Origin of the sequence: Flavobacterium phragmitis (assembly GCF_900112575.1) — a bacterium.
Taxonomy (GTDB): Bacteria; Bacteroidota; Bacteroidia; order Flavobacteriales; family Flavobacteriaceae; genus Flavobacterium; species Flavobacterium phragmitis.
Genome location: NZ_FOMH01000007.1, coordinates 272,709 through 296,596, shown reverse-complemented (window position 1 = coordinate 296,596; position 23,888 = coordinate 272,709). Strand labels below are relative to the sequence as shown.

The 23,888-nt window shown below is 33.8% G+C and carries 23 protein-coding genes; 9 read left to right on the top strand and 14 right to left on the bottom strand.

The window, feature by feature from the left end:
* The first annotated feature begins 150 nt into the window (after positions 1 to 150).
* The 4 genes from BM289_RS14520 to BM289_RS14505 all read left to right on the top strand — a co-directional run bounded on the left by BM289_RS14520 (position 151) and on the right by BM289_RS14505 (position 5,889).
* Positions 151 to 2,907: a TonB-dependent receptor gene (locus BM289_RS14520; RefSeq protein WP_091494750.1), complete on the top strand. Its 2,757-nt coding sequence runs from the start codon at positions 151 to 153 to the stop codon at positions 2,905 to 2,907.
* A 247-nt stretch (positions 2,908 to 3,154) separates the two neighbouring features.
* On the top strand, positions 3,155 to 4,336 hold the full coding sequence (locus tag BM289_RS14515) for a hypothetical protein (RefSeq protein ID WP_091494748.1): 1,182 nt from the start codon (positions 3,155 to 3,157) through the stop codon (positions 4,334 to 4,336).
* Positions 4,337 to 4,443: 107 nt separating this feature from the next.
* A complete protein-coding gene (locus BM289_RS14510; protein WP_091494746.1) occupies positions 4,444 to 4,782 on the top strand; it encodes a T9SS type A sorting domain-containing protein in 339 nt (112 codons plus the stop codon).
* A 126-nt stretch (positions 4,783 to 4,908) separates the two neighbouring features.
* Positions 4,909 to 5,889 (top strand): LuxE/PaaK family acyltransferase, encoded by a 981-nt coding sequence (locus tag BM289_RS14505; protein ID WP_167365434.1) that lies wholly within the window; start codon positions 4,909 to 4,911, stop codon positions 5,887 to 5,889.
* 5 nt (positions 5,890 to 5,894) lie between these two features.
* Here BM289_RS14505 and BM289_RS14500 read toward each other — a convergent pair whose 3' ends face one another.
* The 4 genes from BM289_RS14500 to tyrS form a co-directional block, all read right to left on the bottom strand.
* Positions 5,895 to 6,239: a hypothetical protein gene (locus BM289_RS14500; protein ID WP_091494742.1), complete on the bottom strand. Its 345-nt coding sequence runs from the start codon at positions 6,237 to 6,239 to the stop codon at positions 5,895 to 5,897.
* A 154-nt stretch (positions 6,240 to 6,393) separates the two neighbouring features.
* Positions 6,394 to 6,648, bottom strand: a complete 255-nt coding sequence (locus BM289_RS14495) for a type II toxin-antitoxin system RelE family toxin (protein ID WP_091494740.1) — start codon at positions 6,646 to 6,648, stop codon at positions 6,394 to 6,396.
* On the bottom strand, positions 6,648 to 6,854 hold the full coding sequence (locus BM289_RS14490) for a hypothetical protein (RefSeq protein WP_091494738.1): 207 nt from the start codon (positions 6,852 to 6,854) through the stop codon (positions 6,648 to 6,650). Before BM289_RS14490 ends, BM289_RS14495 begins: the two co-directional genes overlap by 1 nt.
* Before the next feature lie 31 nt (positions 6,855 to 6,885).
* Positions 6,886 to 8,181 carry a tyrosine--tRNA ligase gene (gene tyrS / locus BM289_RS14485; RefSeq protein ID WP_091494923.1) on the bottom strand — a complete coding sequence of 432 codons (1,296 nt, stop codon included), beginning with the start codon at positions 8,179 to 8,181 and terminating at the stop codon, positions 6,886 to 6,888.
* 234 nt (positions 8,182 to 8,415) lie between these two features.
* Here tyrS and BM289_RS14480 point away from each other — a divergent pair, with 234 nt between their 5' ends.
* Positions 8,416 to 9,408 carry an NAD-dependent epimerase/dehydratase family protein gene (locus BM289_RS14480; RefSeq protein WP_091494736.1) on the top strand — a complete coding sequence of 331 codons (993 nt, stop codon included), beginning with the start codon at positions 8,416 to 8,418 and terminating at the stop codon, positions 9,406 to 9,408.
* On the opposite strand, the gene BM289_RS14475 is transcribed toward BM289_RS14480, so the two are convergent.
* From BM289_RS14475 to BM289_RS14465, 3 genes are read right to left on the bottom strand one after another with little or no spacing between them, the layout of a single operon-like run.
* Positions 9,409 to 9,912 carry a DUF4296 domain-containing protein gene (locus tag BM289_RS14475; protein ID WP_091494734.1) on the bottom strand — a complete coding sequence of 168 codons (504 nt, stop codon included), beginning with the start codon at positions 9,910 to 9,912 and terminating at the stop codon, positions 9,409 to 9,411.
* 9 nt (positions 9,913 to 9,921) lie between these two features.
* Entirely contained in the window at positions 9,922 to 11,262 is a 1,341-nt protein-coding gene (locus BM289_RS14470) for a dihydroorotase (RefSeq protein ID WP_091494732.1), read from the bottom strand.
* A gap of 10 nt (positions 11,263 to 11,272) precedes the next feature.
* Positions 11,273 to 11,998, bottom strand: coding sequence for a polyprenol monophosphomannose synthase (locus BM289_RS14465; protein WP_091494730.1), 726 nt, complete (start codon positions 11,996 to 11,998; stop codon positions 11,273 to 11,275).
* A gap of 106 nt (positions 11,999 to 12,104) precedes the next feature.
* Here BM289_RS14465 and BM289_RS14460 point away from each other — a divergent pair, with 106 nt between their 5' ends.
* From BM289_RS14460 to BM289_RS14445, 3 genes are all read left to right on the top strand, one after another.
* Positions 12,105 to 12,773 (top strand): DUF4271 domain-containing protein, encoded by a 669-nt coding sequence (locus BM289_RS14460; protein ID WP_091494728.1) that lies wholly within the window; start codon positions 12,105 to 12,107, stop codon positions 12,771 to 12,773.
* Between the two features lie 14 nt (positions 12,774 to 12,787).
* A complete protein-coding gene (locus tag BM289_RS14455; protein WP_091494726.1) occupies positions 12,788 to 13,537 on the top strand; it encodes a uroporphyrinogen-III synthase in 750 nt (249 codons plus the stop codon).
* Between the two features lie 363 nt (positions 13,538 to 13,900).
* Positions 13,901 to 14,371, top strand: coding sequence for an Lrp/AsnC family transcriptional regulator (locus BM289_RS14445; protein WP_091494722.1), 471 nt, complete (start codon positions 13,901 to 13,903; stop codon positions 14,369 to 14,371).
* Positions 14,372 to 14,518: 147 nt separating this feature from the next.
* Here the strand turns inward: BM289_RS14445 and BM289_RS14440 are convergent, their stop codons facing one another.
* The 3 genes from BM289_RS14440 to BM289_RS14430 all read right to left on the bottom strand — a co-directional run bounded on the left by BM289_RS14440 (position 14,519) and on the right by BM289_RS14430 (position 17,943).
* The gene (locus BM289_RS14440; protein WP_091494720.1) at positions 14,519 to 15,205 is read right to left on the bottom strand and encodes a zinc metallopeptidase; all 687 of its coding nucleotides are present in this window, start codon (positions 15,203 to 15,205) and stop codon (positions 14,519 to 14,521) included.
* A 102-nt stretch (positions 15,206 to 15,307) separates the two neighbouring features.
* Positions 15,308 to 15,937, bottom strand: a complete 630-nt coding sequence (locus tag BM289_RS14435) for a response regulator (protein ID WP_091494719.1) — start codon at positions 15,935 to 15,937, stop codon at positions 15,308 to 15,310.
* Between the two features lie 17 nt (positions 15,938 to 15,954).
* Positions 15,955 to 17,943 carry a sensor histidine kinase gene (locus BM289_RS14430; protein ID WP_091494717.1) on the bottom strand — a complete coding sequence of 663 codons (1,989 nt, stop codon included), beginning with the start codon at positions 17,941 to 17,943 and terminating at the stop codon, positions 15,955 to 15,957.
* A 167-nt stretch (positions 17,944 to 18,110) separates the two neighbouring features.
* Here BM289_RS14430 and BM289_RS14425 point away from each other — a divergent pair, with 167 nt between their 5' ends.
* A complete protein-coding gene (locus BM289_RS14425) occupies positions 18,111 to 18,512 on the top strand; it encodes an MmpS family transport accessory protein (RefSeq protein WP_091494716.1) in 402 nt (133 codons plus the stop codon).
* A gap of 77 nt (positions 18,513 to 18,589) precedes the next feature.
* Here the strand turns inward: BM289_RS14425 and BM289_RS14420 are convergent, their stop codons facing one another.
* The 4 genes from BM289_RS14420 to leuS all read right to left on the bottom strand — a co-directional run bounded on the left by BM289_RS14420 (position 18,590) and on the right by leuS (position 23,832).
* On the bottom strand, positions 18,590 to 19,186 hold the full coding sequence (locus BM289_RS14420) for a hypothetical protein (protein ID WP_091494714.1): 597 nt from the start codon (positions 19,184 to 19,186) through the stop codon (positions 18,590 to 18,592).
* On the bottom strand, positions 19,173 to 19,646 hold the full coding sequence (locus tag BM289_RS14415) for an RNA polymerase sigma factor (protein WP_091494712.1): 474 nt from the start codon (positions 19,644 to 19,646) through the stop codon (positions 19,173 to 19,175). The genes BM289_RS14420 and BM289_RS14415 overlap by 14 nt, the downstream gene beginning before the upstream one ends.
* A 1-nt stretch (position 19,647) precedes the next feature.
* Positions 19,648 to 20,496, bottom strand: a complete 849-nt coding sequence (locus BM289_RS14410; protein ID WP_091494710.1) for an alpha/beta fold hydrolase — start codon at positions 20,494 to 20,496, stop codon at positions 19,648 to 19,650.
* Positions 20,497 to 20,967: 471 nt separating this feature from the next.
* Entirely contained in the window at positions 20,968 to 23,832 is a 2,865-nt protein-coding gene (leuS, locus tag BM289_RS14400; protein WP_091494706.1) for a leucine--tRNA ligase, read from the bottom strand.
* Between the last annotated feature and the right edge of the window lie 56 nt (positions 23,833 to 23,888).

Below are 23,888 nucleotides of genomic sequence, written 5' to 3'. Positions count from 1 at the left end.
AAAAGAACCTTAAAAAATTGGTGTTAACGGTAATTTAATCTGGTAACAATTTGATAATCTTAAGCACACAAAAACATAACAAGTTGGTAACATCGACTTCACGGTGCGGTTATTTCTTTGCACCAAAATAAATTAACACAACACTGAACAATGAAATTCAATTTAAGATTTCTATTTATTGCATTATTTATCTGCGCGATTTCATTTGCGCAAAACAAAGGTACGATTTCTGGAGTTCTAACCGACAAGGACATGAACAATGATCCGTTACCATTTGCTAATGTTTTAATTAAAGGTACAAATATTAGCGTAAATACCGACGTTGACGGAAAATATTCTTTGAGCGTAAATCCAGGAAATTATACTCTTGTATTTAGTTTTTTAGGATACGAATCTGTAGAAACTCCAGTTGCTGTTAAAGGAAGCGAAACTGTAGTGATAAATCAAGCTCTTTCTTCAGGAAGTTATACTCTAAAAGATGTCGTGGTTCAAGCTTCAACTGGAAGCAAACAAAAAGAGACTGCTTTACTTCTAGAACAAAAAAATGCCGTAGACATCAAACAATCTATTGGTGCGCAGGAACTTTCTAGAAAAGGAGTAAGTGATGTTGCCGCGGCAGTTTCTAAAACTACTGGTATTACAAAACAAGAAGGTTCTGGAAACATTTTTGTGAGAGGTTTAGGAGACCGTTACAATTCAACAACCATGAACGGATTACCAATTCCTTCAAACGATCCTGAAAAGAAAAACATCAATTTAGAAATTTTCTCTACAGATATTTTGGAATATGTTTCTATCGATAAAGTTTATAGCAGTAAATTATATGGTGATTTTGCTGGAGGAAACGTAGACATCATCTCAAAAGACTACAAAGGAAATGGATATTTTAAAATTGAACTAGGCTCAAATGTAAACACAAATGCATTGGCTGAAAATGATTTTAAATTACAAAGAGGAATCAGCAGTTTTGGTTTTGATAATCCTTCTATCCCAAATAGTCCTCTGACTCAATACAACTACAACACTTTACAAATGGATGGCAAAAATCCAATTGCAGGTTCAATAGGTTTATCTGGTGGAAAATCTTTCAATGTAGGGGATAACGGGAAATTAAGTTTCTTTGCTACTGCAAATTTCAGTAATGAATACAACTCAATTCGTAATGCTACAGCAAAAGGAGGAGTAAACGGAGCAGGAGTTGCCAACAAAGATTTTTATTCTTACACTGACATGGGTTACCAAACAAACTCGACAGGTTTATTGAATGTTGGATACAAAATCAACTCAGACAATAAAGTAAGTTTTAACACTGTTTACATTAATACTTCATCTCAATCTAAAGAAGAATATGCAGGATACATTGTCGATCTTGCTAACAATGGTAATGGTTTAATTCGTCGTTTTAACTACGAGAAAAACAGTCTTTGGATTAATCAATTACTTGGAGACCATAAATTAAGTGATCGTTCTAAATTAAACTGGGGAGCATCTTACAACATTATCGATGGTTCGATGCCAGACAGAGCTCAAAATACTTTTAGAAATGAGCCAACAGGCTATGTTTTATCTTCTATCTCTAGACCGGATAACCATAGATATTTCCAAAAATTAAAAGAAGACGAATTAGCAGGTAATCTTTCTGTTGATTACAAATTCAATAAAAATTCTGATGATGAATACAAAGGGAAATTCACATTAGGAGCTAGCGGAAGAATTAAAAATAGAAACTTTGAAGCTTCTCAATTTAACTTCTTATCTCAACCAGGCTATACAAATACAATTGTTGACCCAAATAATTTAGATTTGTTTTACAACGAAACAAATTTAAATAATGGATATTTCAACATTTCTACTTTCAGAGGAAACTCTCAAGTACCAAATGCCTTAGATCCACAAACTTATGATGGTAAACAAACAATCTTTGGAGGTTATTTAAATACCGAATATAAATTCAATCCAAAATTAACTGCTGTACTTGGTTTACGCGCAGAATCTATTAGACAAGACGTAGATTGGAATACACAGTTAGGAGATGTTGGAAGCGATAAATTAGATAAATTTGCTTTCCTACCAAGTTTAACAATGAAATACGAATTGAACGAAAAACAAAATTTACGTTTAGGTTTCAGCAAAACATATACATTGCCTCAATTTAAAGAAAGAGCATTGTTCGTTTACGAAGAAGTATTACAAGTAAAAGTTGGTAACCCATACTTATACGAATCAGACGATTACAACTTAGACCTTAAATGGGAAATGTTCCCTACCAGCGACGAGTTAATTTCGTTTACAGCGTTTGGAAAATACATTTTAAATCCAATGAACGAAGTTACAATCGCATCTTCTTCTAATGATATTTCATATATTAATACTGGAGATTATGGATATGTAGCAGGAGCTGAGGTAGAGTATCGTAAAACACTTTTCAATTTTGACGATGTAAACACTAAAAAATTATCTGCTGGTATTAATGCTTCTTACTTACACACAAGTCAGGAATTAAATGCTGATAAAGTAGACAAAGAAACAGATTACCAAGTTGTATTTACAAATACTAAAAGTCAATTTACAGGAGCATCTGATTTATTATTGAATGCTGACCTTTCTTACTTAGCGGAATGGGATAACGACAGAAGTTTAAACACAACCGTTGCTTATACTTATTTCTCAGATCGTATTAATGCTATTGGTACAAACGGAAGAGGTGATTTAGTAGACAAAGCTTTTGGTTCATTAGATTTTATCGCTAAATCTAAATTGAATAAAAACTTAGGATTAGATTTTGTTGTAAAAAATATTCTTGATCCAAAAATCAACAGAGTTCAAGAAAATGCTTCTGGTGATGTAAATGTTTTATCATACAAAAAAGGATTAGGATTAAGCTTCAAACTTAACTATACGTTCTAATCAGGACGAGACAAACAAAAAATAGAAAAGAGGCTGGTTTAACAACCAGTCTCTTTTTTTATATACTGTCAAACCTCATGTACTCTGAGATTGCAAAAACAGTTTATTTTCAATTTACAAACCTAACATTCACTTAATATTAAATATAGCTTTTGTTAAACTAACAATCATGGTTTCTTAACATCCAAAAAAGATTTCTGCTCCATCTTTGCCTCAAGAAATTAAACACAAAAATTACAACACAATTATGAAAAACTCAATTGTAAAATTAATTGGAATTGTTACTTTATCTGCAGGTTTAATGACAAGCTGCTCTAGTGACGACAACAACAAACCATCGTCTTCATTTGTGGTTAACGCAAATGATTTTAAAGGAACAATTACTGACGGAGAAGTAGTTCTTGATGCAGGAACAACTTACAAACTAACAGGAAAAATTCAAGTTAACTCTGGCGCTACTCTTACTATTCCTGCTGGGACAGTAATTCAAGGAGTTGGAGGAACATCTGCTTATATTGCAATCGCACAAGGAGGTAAAATCAACGTAAATGGTACAGCTGCAAAACCAGTTATTATGACATCTGGTTTAGCTACTAAAGCTCCTGGAGACTGGGGTGGATTAGTAATCTGTGGAAAAGCTCCAATTAACCGTACAACTGGAGGAACAGGAACTGCTCAATCAGAAGTTGCTGACTTAACTTACGGCGGAACTGTAGCTAATGATAACTCTGGAGTAATTAGATTCTTAAGAATCGAGTACGCTGGAGCTGCTTTCAACACTGAAAAAGAATTCAACGCACTTTCTTTCTTCGGAGTTGGTTCAGGTACAGTTGTTGAAAACGTACAAGCTTTCCACGGTTCTGATGACGGATTCGAATTTTTCGGTGGAACTGTAAATACTTCTAACTTAGTTGCTATCGGTAACGAAGATGATCAATTTGACTGGACTGAAGGATGGTCTGGAACTAACACTAACTGGTATGGTAAATTAGCTTTCGGAAAAGGAAACAGAGGAATTGAAGCTGATAACTTCGAATTAGGATACGCTAATACTCCAATCGCTAACCCAACAATCACTAATATGACTCTTATTGGACCTGGAAGCGCTGCAGATGCAACTGTATATACTGAAAACCAAGGTATCAAATTCAGAAGAGGAACTAAAGGTCAAGTTTCTAACGTTGTATTAAGCGGATGGAAAACTGGTATCGATGTTGAAAACGATGAAACTATCGCTTTTGTTCCAACAGCTTTAAAAGTTACAAACGTACTTTATATTGCTGATGTACCTACAAAAACTAAAGGAAAGAAAACAGACGGAACTGCTGCTGACGTAGCTGCTATATCAGTAGAATCTGCTACTGCAACTGGTGCTGGTTCTGGTGTTGCTCAACCAACTTGGGCTGCTGGATGGACAGTAGGTTTCTAATAACTTCGAAAACATAATGTTAAAAACATCCTAAATATTTAGGATGTTTTTTTTTGGCGTACTTTTTGTAATTTTTTTTGTATATTTACGATATCCAAATACATGCGATGGCAAAAAACTACTTTTATATTACTTTCTTATTGGCATTTTTCTTTACTGTAAGCGTTTCAGCGCAAGACGGCAAGCAATTACCAAAACCTCAGGAATCTACTTCTATTGAGGGTCTCAGCTTGTATCCTAATCCCGTTACAAACGGAAAAGTGTACATATCTTCTAAGAACGATTTAGAAAAGGAAGTTATTGTGTTCGATATTTTGGGCAAAAAAGTACTTCAGGCTCATTTAGTAACAAAAGAGTTAAACGTTTCAGATTTACCTCCAGGTGTTTACATTATAAAAATAAGCGAACAAAACGCATCAACAACACGAAAACTCATTATACGATAAAAGCTCCTTTGGAGCTTTTTTTAGTTTACACTCTCAGTCACGGTTTTCAGTTTAGATACTTTGTCGAAAACTGCGACCGAAAACTGTGACTGAACACTAAATATAATATCTTTGCAAAAAAAAGTTTTGATTACAACCAGCGATATATTTACCATTTCGAGTCAGAAACAATTTGAAAAAATAGCACTAAAGGTGTTTCGTTTTCAGCACGAAAACAACAAAGTGTATCGTGATTTTTGCGATTTTCTAAAAGTGAATCCGCAACAGGTAAAATCATTACAACAAATTCCTTTTCTACCCATCCAATTTTTCAAAAGCCATGATGTAGTTTCGAATAACGATCCTGCACAAGTAACTTTTACCAGCAGCGGTACAACCGGAATGATTACTAGCAGACATTTAGTGACCGATGTTTCCCTATATGAGGAAAGTTACCGCAAAGGATTTTCGCAGTTTTATGGCAATATCGAAGATTACGTTGTTTTAGCCCTTTTACCGTCTTATTTAGAGCGTGAAGGCTCTTCGTTAATTTACATGGTAGAAGATTTAATAAAACTCTCGAATCAGCCTGAAAGCGGATTTTATCTGCACAATCACGATGACTTAATTAAAAAGTTAACAGAATTGGATGAAGCAGGCCAAAACGTAATCTTAATTGGTGTTACTTATGCTTTATTAGATTTAATTGAAAAACACCAATTCAGTCTTCAAAATACCATCATCATGGAAACTGGAGGAATGAAAGGAAAACGCAAAGAAATGATTCGCGAAGAATTACACGAAATTTTATGTAAAGGTTTTGGAGTTTCTTCCATTCACTCAGAATATGGCATGACCGAACTTTTAGCACAAGCATATTCTTTAGGTGACGGAATTTTTGAATGTCCATCCTGGATGAATATTTTGGTTCGTGATCCTGAAGATGCACTTACATATGTGGATAATGGAAGAACCGGCGGAATCAATGTTATTGATTTAGCCAATATCAATTCCTGTTCGTTCATTGCAACCCAGGATTTAGGCAAAAAAAATCCCAACAACTCTTTTGAGGTATTGGGACGTTTTGATAATTCTGATATTCGTGGTTGTAATTTGATGGTTTTGTAAAAAGGTTAATTTTCGTCAATTACTCCAATGCTGTCTATTCCTTCTTTTTTGGATAGTGCTTTTTCTTTTTCTCCTTTATTTTCCAAAAGCTTGTAAACACCATAACAGGCCAAACCTCCGCAAAGCACAAAAAATATATTCCATCCCGGGTTAATAAAACTATCGTCGTTTACATTATCGACACCGCCGATTAAAACAGACAAAAGTCCAACAGCAAAACCCGAGACGAGTGTACCGCCATAATACGACGCTATTCCAATACCAAAATAGCCCCATTTATTCTTATCATATTCAAGAGCTAAACCGGTAAATCCTTTCCAAATCCAGTAAACAAATAAAATTCCAATCATAGTTATTAGGTTAGTTTATAGGGAATAAACTTAATAAAAAAAGATTTATATTTTCATTACCAATAAATTAAAATAAAAAATCCCAATAACTTTTTCTAGTTATTGGGACGTTTTATAATTATGCTATTTGCGATTGCAATTTGATGATTTTTAGTTATTCATAAATATCTTTTCTATGACCTAAATCAATTACATCAATTAAAAGTACATCATCAAATATTTCATAGATTACCCTATAATTTCCAACTCGAATTCTGTATCCTGGCCTGCCTTTTAATTTTTTATAACCAACTGGCCGTGGATTATCAGCTAAATCATAAATCTGCTTTTTAATAGCTGAATAGTAAGGTTCGTTAATCTTAATTAAAGCTTTCAAAACCTTATTATGAAATTCAATTCTGTAAGTCATTATTTATTTGCCTTACGCTTTTCTTCAATGATTTTAAAAGCTTCATCTATTGATATCCTGAAACCATCATCATTTCTTTTTGCTTCATCATACAATTTCACATCTTCCAAATCTTCCAATTTTTCCAAAAGCTTATTGTATTGTTTGATTGGTAGTAAAACAGCTGTTCTATTTCCCTCTTCATCTGTAATAAATTGTGTTTTCATATTACTAAAGTATTTTAGTAAAGTTAGAGAATTATTTCACTCTAATCACAAAGTAATTTTTCTTTCCGCTCTGTAATAGCACAAACTGATTATTGATTAAATCGTTTGTTGTCAAAGTAAAATCTTCTTTGATTTTTTCTCTATTTACAGAAATAGAGTTTGCTGTTAAAGCTCTTCTCGCTTCTCCGTTAGATTTAAAGAAACCTGTTTTTTCGTTTAACACCGTAATAATATCCAATCCGTTTTCCAAATCTGCTTTTGTGATTTCAGCCTGTGGAACTCCGTCAAAAACTTCTAAGAAAGTAGCTTCATCCAGTTTTTTCAAATCTTCGGCAGTTGAATTTCCGAATAAGATATTGGATGCCTGAATTGCTTTTTCCAATTCTTCTCTATTGTGAACAAAAACCGTAATTTCTTCAGCCAGTTTCTTTTGTAAAACTCTTAAATGTGGCGCTGTTTTGTGTTCTTCAATTAATGCATCGATTGTATCTCTATCTAAGAAAGTAAAGATTTTGATATATTTTTCAGCATCTGCATCTGTTGTATTTACCCAAAATTGGTAGAACTTGTATACCGAAGTTTTATCTGCATCCAACCAAACATTTCCTCCTTCAGATTTTCCGAATTTAGAACCATCTGCTTTTGTAATTAAAGGAGTTGTCAAAGCGTAAGCTTTAGCATTCTCTCCTCCCATTCTGCGCACTAATTCTGTTCCTGTGGTAATATTGCCCCATTGATCAGAACCTCCCATTTGCAGTACGCAATTGTTGTTTTTATATAAATGATAAAAATCGTAACCTTGAATTAACTGATACGTAAACTCCGTAAAAGACATTCCCTCTCCTTCTCCGCTAAATCTCTTTTTTACAGAATCCTTAGCCATCATATAATTTACAGTGATACGTTTTCCAACTTCACGTGCAAAATCGATAAAAGAGAATTCTTTCATCCAATCGTAGTTATTTACCATTACTGGAGCATTTGCTTCGGTTGAATTAAAATCTAAGAAACGAGACAAGACACTTTTGATTCCGGCAACGTTTTTAGCTAAAGCTTCTTCATCAAGCAAGTTTCTTTCATCAGATTTACCAGAAGGATCTCCAATCATTCCAGTTGCTCCACCTACTAAAGCAATCGGTCTATGACCAAAATTCTTTAAGTGAACCAATAAAATAATCTGAACCATACTTCCGATATGCAGTGAATCTGCCGTTGGATCAAAACCGATATACGCAGAGGTAGCTTCTTTTAGTAATTGTTCTTCCGTTCCAGGCATACTATCATGATATAACCCGCGCCATTTTAATTCTTCAACTAGATTCTTCATTTTTTTAAAATAATTTGCGCAAATGTAATCAATGTCAATCGCAATGACAAAAAAGTCTGCCACGAAGACACTAAGGCACAAAGTTTTTGTTTTTTACTACGAAGGTATTGTACAAAATTTATTGAAATAAAAAAACTTTGCGCCTTAGCGCCTTTGTGGAAAAATCAAAAAAAACTTTGCAACTTTGTCACTCTGCAACTTTGCACCTTTCCAACAAAAACTTATCTTTACAAAATGGTATTAGCAACTGGAGGAACTGGTTTAGTCGGCGCGCATTTATTACTTCATTTAATTGAAAATGGAGAAAATGTTCGGGCTATTTACAGAAGTCAAAACAACATCGCAAAAACCAAAGCGGTTTTTGATTTTTACGGAAAAACAGACTTGTTTGAAAAGATTAATTGGTTGGAAGCCGATATTTTAGACGTTCCTTCATTAGAAATTGCTTTTATCGATATTACAGAGGTTTATCATTGCGCTGCTTTGATTTCGTTTGATCCAAAAGACGAGGAAAAGCTTCGGAAAACCAATATCGAAGGAACAGCAAACATGGTCAATTTTTCGATTGCCAAAGAAATTGAAAAATTCTGTTTTATCAGTTCTATTGCCGCCCTAGGCGATATTGCTCCTCACGAAACCCACATAACAGAAGAAACCGACTGGAATCCTGAAAAACCCCACAGCGATTATGCTATTTCTAAATATGGTGCAGAAATGGAAGTTTGGCGTGGACAACAAGAAGGACTAAATGTTATTATTGTAAACCCAGGAGTTATTTTAGGTCCGCCAAAAATGATGAGCGTTTTTGAACAAGGAAGCAGTGAGATTTATCAAAAGGTTTCCAAGGGACTTTCTTTCTATACTCTTGGAAGCACTGGTTTTATTACTGTTGATGATGTTGCCAGAATCACTTTCGAATTAATGAAAAGTCACATCGTAAACGAGCGTTTTACTTTGATTGCTGACAATATTGTTTTCAAAGATATTTTGAATACTGTTGCAGACACCTTGAAAGTAACAAGACCACATATTCATGCCAAACCATTTTTTATGAATATGCTCTGGATTCTGGACGGAATATTTTCAACTTTATTCTTCAGAAAAAGAAGTATTACCAAAGCAACAGCAAAAGCTTCTTACTCTAAAAATTTGTATACTAATGAAAAAATAAAAACCGCTCTAGGAACGGTTTTTACTGATGTGCATGACTATATCAAAAGACAATAATTATTTTATCTGTTTTGCATTTTGTCTTCTCTGTTGCATTTGAATCCTTTTTATAGAATCAATATTGATTTTTGGAGTTATTTTTTTCACAGAATCTTTTGACTCTTGCTTCAACTTATTTAGTTTCTCTTTATTCGCTTTCGCTGCTTTTTTCTCATCAATTTTAGCTAGAGAATCAGCCGCTCTTTGATTGACCGCTATTCTTTTGTTCACTTCATCAAACATATCTTTATACGTTTCATAGTCGGAAGCGTAATAAACATTATTCTGGGCAAACTGAAGACTATCAACTTTATATTTTTTCAAAATAAACTTGGTCGGATCGTTTTCAACAGAATCTAAAGACAATGGCTTTTGATAGCGCATGGCTTCCAAAAGTGATAAATCGTACATAATATCAATCATTTCACTCTTCTCGATAAGCTTTTCCGGCTGTTTTACGAGCTCTTTTTTACAGCTTACAGAAAGAAACAAAACCACCATTATTACTATAAAATTCTTCATAGCTGTTTTTTATCTGTCAAACAATAATCTTTTTCCGGCTCTGGTATCTTTCACTTTAAAATTATTATATACCAATTCTCCGTTCACAAAAGTATGCGTAATTCTAGATTTAAATGTAAAACCTTCAAAAGGAGACCAACCGCATTTGTACAAAATATTATCTGATTTCACGCTCCAAGGCAGACTTGGATTTACGATAACTAAATCGGCATAATATCCTTCTTTAATAAAACCTCTTTTTTCAATTTTGAAAAGTTTAGCAGGATTGTGGCACATTTTTTCCACTATTTTCTCTACGCTAATTTTTCCTTGATGATGTGCTTCAAACATTGCCACAACTGCATGCTGTACTAACGGGCCTCCAGAAGGTGCATTTAAGTACGACTGTTGTTTTTCTTCTTTTGTATGAGGAGCATGATCGGTTGCAATAACATCGATTCTACCATCATTTAAAGCTTTCCAAAGTTCTGCTCGATCATCAGCCGTTTTAACAGCAGGATTCCATTTGATGAAATTTCCTTTTGTTTTATAATCTTCATCTGTAAACCAAAGATGGTGTACACAAACCTCAGCTGTAATTTTTTTCTCTTCTAACGGAATTTTATTGGTAAACAATTCCATTTCTTTTGCAGTCGAAAGATGAAAAATATGCAATCTCGCTCCAGTTCTTTTTGCTAAAGCCACCGCTTTTGAAGAAGAAATATAACAAGCTTCGGCACTTCTGATCAAATTGTGAGCCGTTACGGGCACATCATCACCGTATTGCTCTTTAAAAGCGGCAAGGTTATTTTTAATTGTAGTTTCATCTTCACAGTGAACTGCAATTAACATTGGCGTACTAGAAAAAATCTTTTCTAAAACAGCTTCGTTATCCACCAACATATTTCCAGTTGATGAACCTAAGAAAATTTTAATTCCAGCAACATTTTTTGGATTGGTTTTTAAAACTTCTTCCAAATTATCATTTGTTGCTCCCATCATAAACGAATAATTCGCAAATGATTTTTGAGAAGCAATTTGATATTTATCTTCTAATATTTCCTGAGTAACCGCATTCGGAACCGTATTAGGCTGTTCTATGAAAGAAGTAATGCCCCCCGCAACTGCAGCTCGAGATTCCGATTCGATATCTCCTTTATGTGTTAACCCTGGTTCTCTAAAATGCACTTGATCGTCTATAGCTCCCGGCATTAAATAATTACCCTCGGCATCTACTACTATACAATCTGATGTTTTTAATGAAATGCTGTCAGCAATTTCAACAATCAGATCATTTTCAATTAAAACATCACCTTCAAAAATTGTCCCTTCGTTTACAATTTTGGCATTTTTTATTAAAATCCTGTTCATCGTGCTTGGTTTATAATGAATTGACTAATTTTCTTAATCTCAGCGAAATTACTCCAAGTATTGCTTCTTTAATAATAGCATTACTCATTTTAGAAACTCCTTTTGTTCTGTCAGTAAAAATAATAGGAACTTCGGTGATCTGAAATTTGGCGCAGTACGTTCTGTATTTCATTTCAATTTGAAACGCATACCCTACAAATTTTATTTTGTTTAAATTGATTTTCTCCAGAACTTCTCTTTTGTAACACACAAAACCGGCAGTGGCATCGTGAATCTTCATTCCAGTAATGAACTTAACATAAACCGATGCAAAGTAAGACATTAAAACACGGCTTAAAGGCCAGTTAACCACATTTACTCCTTTTACATAACGAGAACCAATTGCTAAATCTGCTCCACCAAAATGACAGGCATCATATAACTTTTCCAAATCATTTGGATTATGAGAAAAATCGGCATCCATTTCAAAAATGAATTGATACTCTCTTTCCAAAGCCCATTTAAATCCATGAACATAAGCTGTTCCTAAACCTGATTTCTTTGTTCTTTGTTCTAAAAAAAGTTTGTCTGGAAATTCTTCCTGCAAAGCAATCACTTTCTTTGCTGTGTGATCAGGAGAATTATCATCGATAATCAGTAAATGAAAAGCTTTATGCTGTGAAAGTACAGCTCTTACTATACTTTCTATGTTCTCGATTTCGTTGTATGTGGGAATTATGACAATACTATCATTCATTTTTTCTGGGTAATTTCACGGCAAAAGTAAACTTTTTATAGCATTTGATTCATAATAAATATATAATAAAAGTATTGCATCAAAAAATTACTAATTTTGTAACGCTATGATTGAACAACTTCATCCTCGAATTCTGGAAAACAAAGACTGGGCAACACTTTTATTTGTGCTGACCTTTGCTGTTGTTGCCATGACAAAATCGGCTTACGAAACTAGATTTAGTGAATTTAGTAAACTTATATTTTCTGATAAATATGCTAAGATTTATCGCGACAACAGCCACATGAAAAGCAGTTTTACAGTTGGTTTATTTTTTGTACAAATTATCTCGTATGCATTTTTCATTCAGCTTACAATGAACATCTTTGGATATGCTTCCAAAACCGACTGGATTTTGTTTATTCAGATTGCCACTTTCCTACTTTATTTCATTTTAGGGAAGTATTTAATTGAAAAAATTGTAGCGACTTCCTTCAACATTGATGATTTTGTAGAACTATTTAACTTACAAAAGGTAACTTACAGGACTTATATAGGCGTTTTGATCCTTCCAATCAATGCTATTTTGTTCTATTACAATAATATTCCGCAAATAATACCACTTATAATCATTGGTATTTCGCTGTGTATTAGTGTATACTCCTACTTTATTTCAATTAAAACGTATCAAAACGTAATAATCGGCAAGTTATTTTATTTTATTTTATATCTTTGCGCTCTCGAAATAGCCCCTTATTATTTTCTTTATTACTGGATAACAAAAGGGAGTGCTTAGAAAATGTTTATAATATGAAAGTGAAAACAATTTTGGTGTCACAGCCTGAACCTAAAGTGGAGAATTCTCCTTACTTTGAGCTCCAACACAAACACAAAATAAAAATTGATTTCAGACCATTTATTCATGTGGAAGGGGTTAGCGCAAAAGAGATTCGATTACAAAAAATCGATCTTAATCATTACACTGCGATCATTTTAACAAGTCGAAATGCTGTAGATCATTTTTTTAGAGTTGCTGATGAAATGCGTTACAAAGTTCCAGAAGGATTGAAATATTTCTGTCAATCTGAAGCCGTTGCATTTTACCTTCAAAAGTATGTTGTATACAGAAAACGTAAAATTTACGTTGGAGCAAAAGATTTTGCAGATTTATCTCCGCTAATTAAGAAGTACAAAGACGAAAAGTTTTTGCTTCCAGCATCTGACCAGTTAAATGCAGATGCTCCTGTAACATTAAACAGTCTAAAAGTAGATTGGGCACAAGCAATTTTCTACAGAACTGTAATGAGTGATTTATCTGATTTAGCAGACGTGTATTACGACGTTTTAGCTTTCTTCAGTCCAACCGGAATCAAATCATTGTTTAAAAACTTCCCAGATTTTAAACAAAATGATACTCGAATTGCTGTATTTGGAAGCACAACTCAGAAAGAAGCTTTAGACCACGGATTAAGAATCGATATTCTTGCTCCAACACCTGAAACTCCTTCGATGACAATGGCGCTTGAAAAATACGTTGCAGAAGCAAACAAAGGAAAATAACCTGACTAAGAGAAAAATATTTAAATTCCAAATTCCAACTTAATCAATTGGGATTTGGAATTTTTCTTTTTACCACCTTCTGTTTCCCGTGGTTGAAACCACGGGCTATGTTTAAAACATCTGTGAAAGAAAGCATAACCTGCGGTTTCAGCCGCAGGAACGCAATGAACATCCGCAACTATTACCTGTCTTTCAATTGAATCTGAAATATTCAACGATACATTTCCCGTGATTGAAACCACGAGCTATGTTTTTGGAAATTGGAATTTAAAAAAAATGGAATTTCTATTTCTTGAGCATTTTAACTACATTTGATTTCTATTCCAAACCCAAATCACAAGAAATAGTTTCAAATTGTAAGTTATGAAAATCAACTCCCTTTTAATTGAAATCGACGGCATCGACAAAGAAATCCTCCGCTACTTAATGGACGATGCCCGAAAACCAATCTTGCAGATCGCCAACAAAATTGGAATCTCCGGCGCAGCAATTCATCAGCGATTAAAAAAACTGGAGCAATCTGGTGTTATTTCTGGATCTAAATTCACTGTAAATCCAAAAGTTCTAGGTTATAACACTATGGCTTTTGTTGGAGTTTATTTGGATAAAGCTTCTAGAAACTCAGAAGCCGTAAAAGAACTCAGAAAAATCCCTGAAGTTTTGGAATGTCATTACACTACCGGAAACTGGTCGGTTTTAATTAAAATCATTTGCCGCGACAATGAGCATTTAATGTCTCTTTTAAACAATAAAATCCAAGCTATTGAAGGTGTTTCAAGAACTGAAACGTTTATTTCTTTGGACCAGCAGATTGATAGGCAGATTCAGCTTTAGAAAAAAAATCCAAATTTTCTAAAATCCAAATTCCAAAAACATAGCCCGTGCTTTCAACTACGGAAAAAGAAAGGTCGTAAAAAAGAAAAATTCCAAACCCAACAAAATTGGAATTTGGAATTTTATGATATTGAAAATTAAATTTATTTAGTTCCTTCTATTCCCTGCATAAATCGAGATATAGTATAACAACGTTGCTATAGAACCAATTGCAGCCACTACATAAGTTCTGGCTGCCCATTTTAATGCATCTTTTGCTCCTGCTTGCTCTTCTTGCGTCAGCATATGTTTGTTTTCCAACCAAGCCAAAGCTCTGTTACTTGCGTCATATTCTACCGGAAGCGTAATAATGGTAAACAAAGTGGTTGCTGCAAAAATGACAATTCCAACCAACAATAAACCTGGAAAAACTTTGATCATTAAAATTCCCGCAAGCAAGATCCATTGTACAAAATTGGAAGCCACACTTACAATAGGCACTAATTTAGAACGCATTGTCAACCATTCGTAACCAATTGCATGCTGTACTGCGTGACCGCATTCATGCGCCGCAACTGCCGCTGCCGCTGCGTTACGATGATTATAAACTGCTTCACTTAAATTTACGGTTTTATCTGAAGGATTATAATGATCTGTTAACTGCCCTGGAGTCGAAATTACACGAACATCTGTAATTCCGTTATCAGCAAGCATTTTTTCAGCGATTTCTCTTCCGCTCATACCGTTTCTTAACTGCAATTTCGAGTATAATTCAAATTTACTCTTTAGCTGAGAGCTTACCAGCCAGCTGAACAACATGATAGCTCCAGCAATAATTAGGTATCCTGATCCCATTTTTTTGTGTTTTTAGATTGATTTTTAAATTTACAAAACAAACATCAAATTGCGAACCATTTTAACAAAATGTCATTTTGACATTTTTAGACCGATTTTGTCTCAATTCAGCATATTGTTCTTCAGCAGAAAAGCGATTAATTCTGCCACATTTTTCATTTTATACTTTTGAAGAATATTTCGGCGGTGCGTTTGAACGGTTAGGAAACTCAAAAATAAATCATCTGCAATTTCCTGAGTCGATTTTCCCTGCGAAAGTAATAAGGCAATATCACGTTCTCTTCGACTCAAAGCAGGAATACGTTCTAACTCTTCAGATAAGGGCTGGCTGATTATTGTTTTTACTTCTTCACTAAAAACAATTTCACCATCAATGGCTTTATAAATACAATTTTTAAATTCATCAAAAGAAGCATTTTTTAAAATATAGCCATTTCCTCCATTCTGAATAAACTGCATAACCAAACTTCTTTCTGACTGACTGCTCATGCCAATAATCACAATTTTAGGATGTTTTTGTTTGATGGTTTTACAAAGATCAACTCCATTGATTACAGGAAGAAAAATATCCATTAAAATCAAATCGACTGTATTGTCTTCAATATAGTCTAGAAGCACAATTCCTGATTCAAATTTTTCTACGATTTTTATATTTTCTAAATCAGACAACAAACCTGCAATTCCCGAAATTACAATAGGATGATCGTCTACAATAACTGTTTTATATACCATGATTTTATAAACTCTAATTAAATTTTCAACTCAATATATGTTGACGTCCCTTTACCAATTTCTGAATCAATTTCTAGTTTTCCATTTAAAAATGCAACTCGGTTTTTAATGTTTCGCAATCCCATTCCTTCCCGTTTTTCTGCATGCTGAATATTAAAACCAATTCCGTTATCTTCAACAGTAATAAAATAAACATCTTTATTCTGAGAACAGGAAACCAATATCTCTGTTGCTTTTGCATACTTCAAAGCATTATTTAAAAGCTCTTGAATGATTCTAAAAATCATCACTTTAAAATGTTCTGGAACGCTGGACTTTTTTATTAAATATTGCAATTCGATTACCGTTTCTGAAGTAGAATGCGAAGCACATAAATCTTTCAAGGCATGTTCGAGTCCTAGTTTCATTAAACTTTCTGGCATTAAATTCTGAGAAATGTTCCGAAGTTCCTTAATAGAATCATTCAGCATTTCGTTAATATTGGGACTATTTTCTTTATTCTCACGATCTGCAATATTCAAATGCATTTTCAACCCCGAAAGCATACTTCCCAAACCGTCATGTAAATCTCTGGCGATTCTTTTTCGTTCTATTTCTTCTCCTTGTATCAAAGCATTTGAAATAGATAGTTTCTTTTCATTTTCCAGCACATCCAATTCCTGCTTATGATTGACTTCTTTCTGATAGCTTAGTTTTTTCTGATAGTTATTCCAGCTCCATAAAAACAAAACCGTCAGAAACAATAAAAACGAAAGCACCGCAAAGAGCATCATATTCAAACGATTATTATTAACCTGCAAAACTGCTTTTTCATTTTCGGACTGCAACAAAGAAATCTTTTTCTCACTTTCAGCCTTTTTGTATTTCGCTTCAAGCTCTACAATTTCGTTTTTTAATTTATCACCGTTAAGACTATCGTTTACAACATTATATTTATTAGAATAATAATAGGCTTTAGAATATTCTTTTGTAGCATTGTAAACCTTTGACAATTCTTTGTAATAATTTTTCTTATCTACTATAAAAGGTGTTTTTTCTATTAGATATTCTATATTACTTTTTGCCTTTTCATAATTTTTAAGTTTAAAAAGCACTTCATATTCAGCAAATTTCAATCGGTTTAAAGCAATCAGATTATTATGTTTTGCAGATGATTTTATTCCTTTATCAAAACTTACCAAAGCTTCGTTATGTTTGTTTTGTTTGGCATAATAAATTCCTTCCGAATAAAAATAAGAGTCGTTCAAGTTTGATTCTGGATAATCTTTCAAAATCTCGAATGCTTTATCCAGAATACTTTTGGCATCATAAAAATGTTTAAGTTCTACTAAATTCTCAGCATTAATAATATAAGTTTCCATTTTGGACTCCGCCAAAGTCGCCGATTTTTTGGTTGCACTTTCAATGTACTTCTGTGCTTGATCGAGATATTCAGCTGCTTTTTCCCTTTCACTATTATTCATAAAAATAATGGCAACTGCTTTATTTAATGCACTGATTAATTCGTAATCGCCACTTTTTTTAGCTATAGGAATCGCCTCATTGACCAGCAATTTCATATAAGCGTTTTCATTATTCTTGCGTTGCTGCATAATACCATAATTCTGAAGTATCACGGCACGAAGTTTATAAGCTTCTTTATTGCGGTATTTTTTAAGTTTAGTATTGGCTTCCAATAAAGCTTTTTCAAACCCCTCCAAATCGCCTTTTTCTATAAAACTGTAGGCATTATAAAAGATAGAAGCATCTTTTAGAAAAGGAAATTTGACTTTAAGCTTATTTGCCTGTTCAAGATATTCCTTAGATTTTTCAGCATTCTGCGCCATCAAAAACAGTTTTGATAATCTAAAACTATTCAAACTTTTAATACTGTCGGATTTTGTGTTTTTAGTGATTTTAACAATACTGTCAATATAAACAGTATCATCATCTAATGAAAGAATAACTTGTGAATTGGAAATTGCAGTAAAAAATAAAAAAAACAAAAAGGCGTAGAGTTTCTTCATAAATGTAGCATTTACTCAAAGTTATTAAAGCTTAATGACTTTCAAAAAGAAATCCCCTGCTTTTACCTGATATCAGGTAATAAAAAATACATTTTATCAGGTATTGCCGTCCGCAGGATAAGCGTCTAACTTTGTTCTATTATGTATATTAATTAAAGAATTTTATTATGAAATCAGTTTTGAAAACTTTAGCAATTGTATTGACTCTTGCTTTTACAGCAGTTTCTTGCAGCAGCGATAATGACGATAATGGATCTGGAAATAACTCAAGAGATGTGAGATATGAAATTACTGGAAATTACACAGGAAATGCTTCTGTTACATATTTTGAAAAAGGAGGAAATGCATTAAATGAAGATATTACTAAACTTCCTTGGACTAAAGAATTTACTGCAGAAGCAAAATCTATGGGAGCATCATTAAGCGCTAGCGGATATGGTGGTCAGGCTGGACAAACTTTGACAGGAAAACTTTATATAGGAGGAAAATTAGAAAATGAATTAACCGCTACAGCAAATAGTGACGGAATCATTGTATTATCTCTTACTCCTTATGTTTTTCCTCTTTAAGGGTTAGTTTTAGAATTTAGATTTAAGTTTTGGTAAAAAGAAAGCTTCGTAGGGGAAATTACGAAGCTTCTTTTTTTTTATGATTCTAACTGATTGTTGACTTCTTCAAACTTTTCAATCAAACTATTTAATTTACTTTGCTGTTTTTTGATTTGTTTTGGCCGAATATAAAACCAATTAAACAAAATCCACAACAAGGTTATTCCGTACGTCAAACTTGCTCCAAAAAGCGTCATTCTGCTAGCGTATTCATACATGTACAAACAAATCCCCACTGTAAGCGCTATAAAATAGAAACTCATCATTTTAGTCTGCATAAACTGCTGTTTCTTTTTTATTTCAATCAATTTCTGTAGATAATCGTGATTGCTTTGTTTTGCATCAATATGATTGTAATTTTTCAATAATCGATTATAAATTACTAGGTAAATTACCATTGCTAATAGAGTTACTACGATTCCTATTTTGGTCGAAATAAACTGTGGCTGGTAATAAATCCATATAAAAATTATAAAAACGCTTGTCGCAAAAAGTAAAATATTGGCAAACCATAAACTTTTTAAAGCTGCTTTTTTAAACTTCCCTACCCTTTCCAGTAAATCTTTCATATCGGGTTGCCTTACGGTCTGTTTTTTCCATAAATCTTTAAAATCTATATTGTTATCGTTGTTCATTTTCTTTAAATTTTTGAGTCAGTTTTTCTTTGATTCTGTGAATTTTTACTCTAACATTCGCTTCTGAAAGTCCGATGATTTTAGCAATTTCTACTTGTTTAATATCTTCTAATTCCAACGAAATAATGATACGGTCGGTTTCAGGTAATGCAGCAATGCATTGATATAAAAACTGAATCTGTGGTTCCAATGACGTTTGTTTTTCTTCTGAAAGGTGAACCGGAAGTTCTGATTTTGGAAAACGTTTTTGTTTTTCAATCTGCCTCAGACAATTATTGGAAGCAATTCTGAAAATCCAGGTTCCAATCGCCGATTCGTTTCTAAAAGTTTCCAGTTTTTGCCAAACAATTATAAAAGTTTCCTGAGCTAAATCCTGTGCCACATCATAATCATTCACAAATCCCATGCATAGTCTGAAAATTCTATCCCAATATGTTTTGTAGATTTCTTCGAATTCCATGTTAAGATTTTAAAAAATTATTTAATTGCGCCAAATACCAAGCTGTATCATCGTACATTATAAAATGCATTCCTTTTGTGGCATATTGGAAATTAGCTGTTTTCAGATTTTTATACTGCCCTTCGATTGCTGGTTTTAAATTTATAAAATAAGATTCTAACAAAATTAATGCTGGACATTTTATAGTTACAATCTTATCTCTCAAATCGGTATTATAAAAGTCACAATACATTTGTGCAAAAGTTGTTCTATCTGATTTTACACTCCAATCCACCACCATATCCAATTTAGATTTATCTTCTAAAAGTCTTGGCATAGTTTGTTTTTGCATATCACGAAATTGCGTTTCATTCATTGCTACCATTTGGGTAACCATTGGCGAACAATCATTATTTTCTTTTGATTTAAAAGAAGGATTGCTTAACTCCGCCAAACAAGGTAATGCATCAACTACCACAATTTTACCGATTAATTCAGGATAATCAGAAGCAATTGCCAAAGCCAATCCTCCGCCCATACTATGACCAATTAAGATGGGCTTTTCGATTTTATTGTCTTTGATATAAGAAGCGATTCTGTTTTTCCAGTTTTCAAATGAAGGATTCGGTTGTGGTTTTACTCCAGCAAATCCTGCCATTGTTAATGTGTAACAAGTGAAATCTTTTTCAAAAGCTGCTTTGGTTTCGTTCCAGACATCTCCCGAAGAAGCAAATCCAGGAATGAATAGGATTGATTGTTTGCCACTTCCGGTTTTAAGAACTTCAAAAGGATATGATTTTGTTTGTGCAAAAACATTTAGGCATAATGCTGAGAATAGGAATGCGATAATTAAGATGATATACTTTTTCATTTTTAATAGTTTTTAAGTTGTTAATTAAATCGGATCCATGCTTTTGATACGGCAACTATTAAAATGTTACAAAAGTTTTTAAAATTTCCAATAATTAAATTCCAAATTCCAATGTTTGCGGGGTTTTTAACCGCAAGGCACGCGGAGGTTTACGCAAGGTACGCAAGGTTTTTTGCCACAAAGGCGCTAGGTCGCAAGGTTTTTTGCTTAGTTGTCATCCGAGGAACGGTACGCATTGTCAGTCTGAGCGAAGTCGAAGACCAAGCCAGAAGCTCCGCAATCAAAATCGCCAATCTTTGTAGAGTTACTTGTGTGGTCTTCGACTTCGCTCAGACTGACAAACTATAAGTATTTCAGAATAAAATTTGTGGAAATTAGTGCAATTCGTGGCGGAAAAAAAAGCATAAAAAAAATCCCAAACTCCAATCGTAAAATTGGAATTTGGAATTTTCTATGTTGGAATTTATTTGTTTATCCTACCAAATTGATAATTTTTCCCGGAACAATAATCACTTTATTTGGCGTTCTTCCGTCTAATTGTTTTTGAGTTCTTTCGTCTTTCATAACGATTTCTTCGATTTGTTCTTTGGTTAAATCCAAAGGCAATTCGATTGTGAAACGCATTTTCCCGTTGAAAGAAACTGGATATTCTTTATTAGTTTCAACTAAATGTTTTTCTTCAAAAATTGGGAAAGCAACTTCTGAAATTGAAGTTGTATGTCCTAATTGCGACCATAATTCCTCAGCAATGTGAGGTGCATAAGGCGAAACCAAAATCGCTAACGGCTCTAAAATCGCTCTTGAATGACAGTTTTGAGAAGACAATTCATTCACACAAATCATAAACTGAGAAACCGAAGTGTTGAAAGAGAAATTCTCTATATCTTCTGCTACTTTTTTGATGGTTTTATGCAATGATTTCAAGTTGTCTTTTGTTGGTTCGTCGTTGTTTACGATTAAACCATTATCATCAAAATACAATCTCCATAATTTTTTCAAGAAACCAAATACTCCAGAAATTCCGGCAGTATTCCATGGTTTTGCTTGCTCTAATGGCCCTAAGAACATTTCGTATAAACGTAATGTATCTGCTCCATATTCGTCACAAATATCATCTGGAGTTACTACATTGTATTTTGATTTTGACATTTTTTCAACCTCGCGACCTACAATATATTTTCCATTATCATCTAAAATAAATTCTGCATCAGCATAATCTTCTCTCCAGGCTTTGAATTTTTCTACATTTAATTCATCAGAAGAATTCACCATTGAAACATCCGCATGAATTGGCTGCACTTTTTGATCTCCAATTTTATTTTTAGAAACAAAAGTATTTGTCCCTTCTAACCTATAAACAAAAGCACTTGTCCCCAAAATCATTCCCTGATTGATCAGTTTTTTGAATGGTTCTTCGGTTGGAGCAAAACCTTTGTCTTTTAAGAATTTATTCCAGAAACGAGAATACAATAAGTGACCTGTTGCGTGCTCACTACCTCCAATGTATAAATCTACATTTTCCCAGTAAGCTAATGCCTCTTTACTCGCAAATTCAGTTTCATTATGAGCGTCCATATAACGCATCCAATACCATGAACTTCCCGCCCATCCTGGCATTGTGTTCAATTCTAAAGGAAAAATTGAAACATTATCAACTAAATCAGTTGCAACAACTTTATTTTGTTTTGTATCCCAAGCCCAAACTGCTGCATTTCCTAATGGTGGCAAACCGTCTTCTGTTGGTAAATATTTCTCTACTTCTGGTAAAATAATTGGCAAATGCTGTGATTCGATCATTTTAGGTAATCCATTCACGTAATAAACTGGAAAAGGTTCACCCCAATAACGCTGACGAGAGAAAACAGCATCACGCAAACGGTAATTGGTTTTACCTTTTCCTTGACCGATTTCTTCTAATTTTGCAATTGCTTTTTTAGTACCTTCTTTATAGTTAAGTCCGTTTAAGAAATCAGAATTTGCGATTTCAACGTTGTCTTTTGATCCATAAGCCGCTTCAGAAATATCAACATTTGCGAAGATATTTTTGATTTCCTGCATTCCGTTCTGACCTTTAAAGAAATTCGCAAAAGCATAATCTCTTTCGTCTCCGCAAGGAACCGCCATTACAGCACCTGTTCCGTAACCTGCTAAAACGTAATCTCCAATCCAAACCGGAATTGGTTCTTTTGTAAATGGGTGTTCAGCATAAGCTCCTGTAAATGCACCAGAAATGGTTTTTACATCGGCCATACGCTCACGCTCAGAACGTTTTGCTGTTTTTTCGATGTACGCTTCAACTTCTGCTTTTTGTTCTGGAGTTGTAATTTTAGCAACCAAATCATGTTCTGGTGCCAAAGTCATAAAAGTAACTCCAAAAATAGTGTCAGGACGAGTAGTGAAAACCTCGATTACTTCATCATGATTTTTCACATTAAAAGTTACCAAAGCACCAACCGATTTCCCAATCCAGTTTCTTTGAGATTCTTTGATAGACTCACTCCAATCGATATCGTTTAGACCTTCAAGCAAGCGTTCGGCATAAGCAGAAATTCGCATACTCCATTGTGTCATTTTTTTTCTTATAACAGGAAAGCCTCCACGCTCTGAAACTCCGTTTACAATTTCGTCATTTGCCAAAACCGTTCCTAAGCCTGGACACCAGTTCACTTCGGTTTCTGCCAAATAGGTTAATCTGTATTGCAAAAGGATTTTTTCTTGCTCATCTTTTGAGAATGCATTCCATTCGCTTGACGAAAAAACTGCAATATTATCATCAGAAACGGCATTTACATTTGCATTTCCTTCTTTTTCAAAAACAGCAACTAAAGTTGAAATATCTTCTGCTTTATCTGTTGTTTTATTGTACCAAGAATTGAACAATTGAATAAAAATCCATTGTGTATGTTTGTAGTAATCCGGATTTGAGGTACGCACTTCACGAGCCCAATCAAATGAAAATCCGATTTTATCTAATTGTTTTCTGTAACCCGCAATTTGCTTTCCTTCTTTATCTACTCCACCGTCAATATTCACACGCGTTGTATCTTCTGGACGTTGCCCAGTCTGAATTGCATATTGTTCTGCAGGTAATCCGAAACTATCGTAACCCATTGGATGCAAAACATTGAAACCCTGATGTCTTTTGAAACGAGAATACACATCTGAAGCAATATAACCCAGCGGATGTCCTACGTGTAATCCTGCTCCAGAAGGATAAGGAAACATGTCGAGAACATAATGTTTCGGTTTTTCGGAGTTGTTTTTTGCTGCAAAAGTTTGATTTTCTGCCCAATATTTTTGCCATTTGGCTTCAATTTCGTTTGGATTGTACTTCATTTCTAAGTGACTAAGATTCTAAGTTACTAAGGTTCTAAGCTTTTCACTAAATTAAT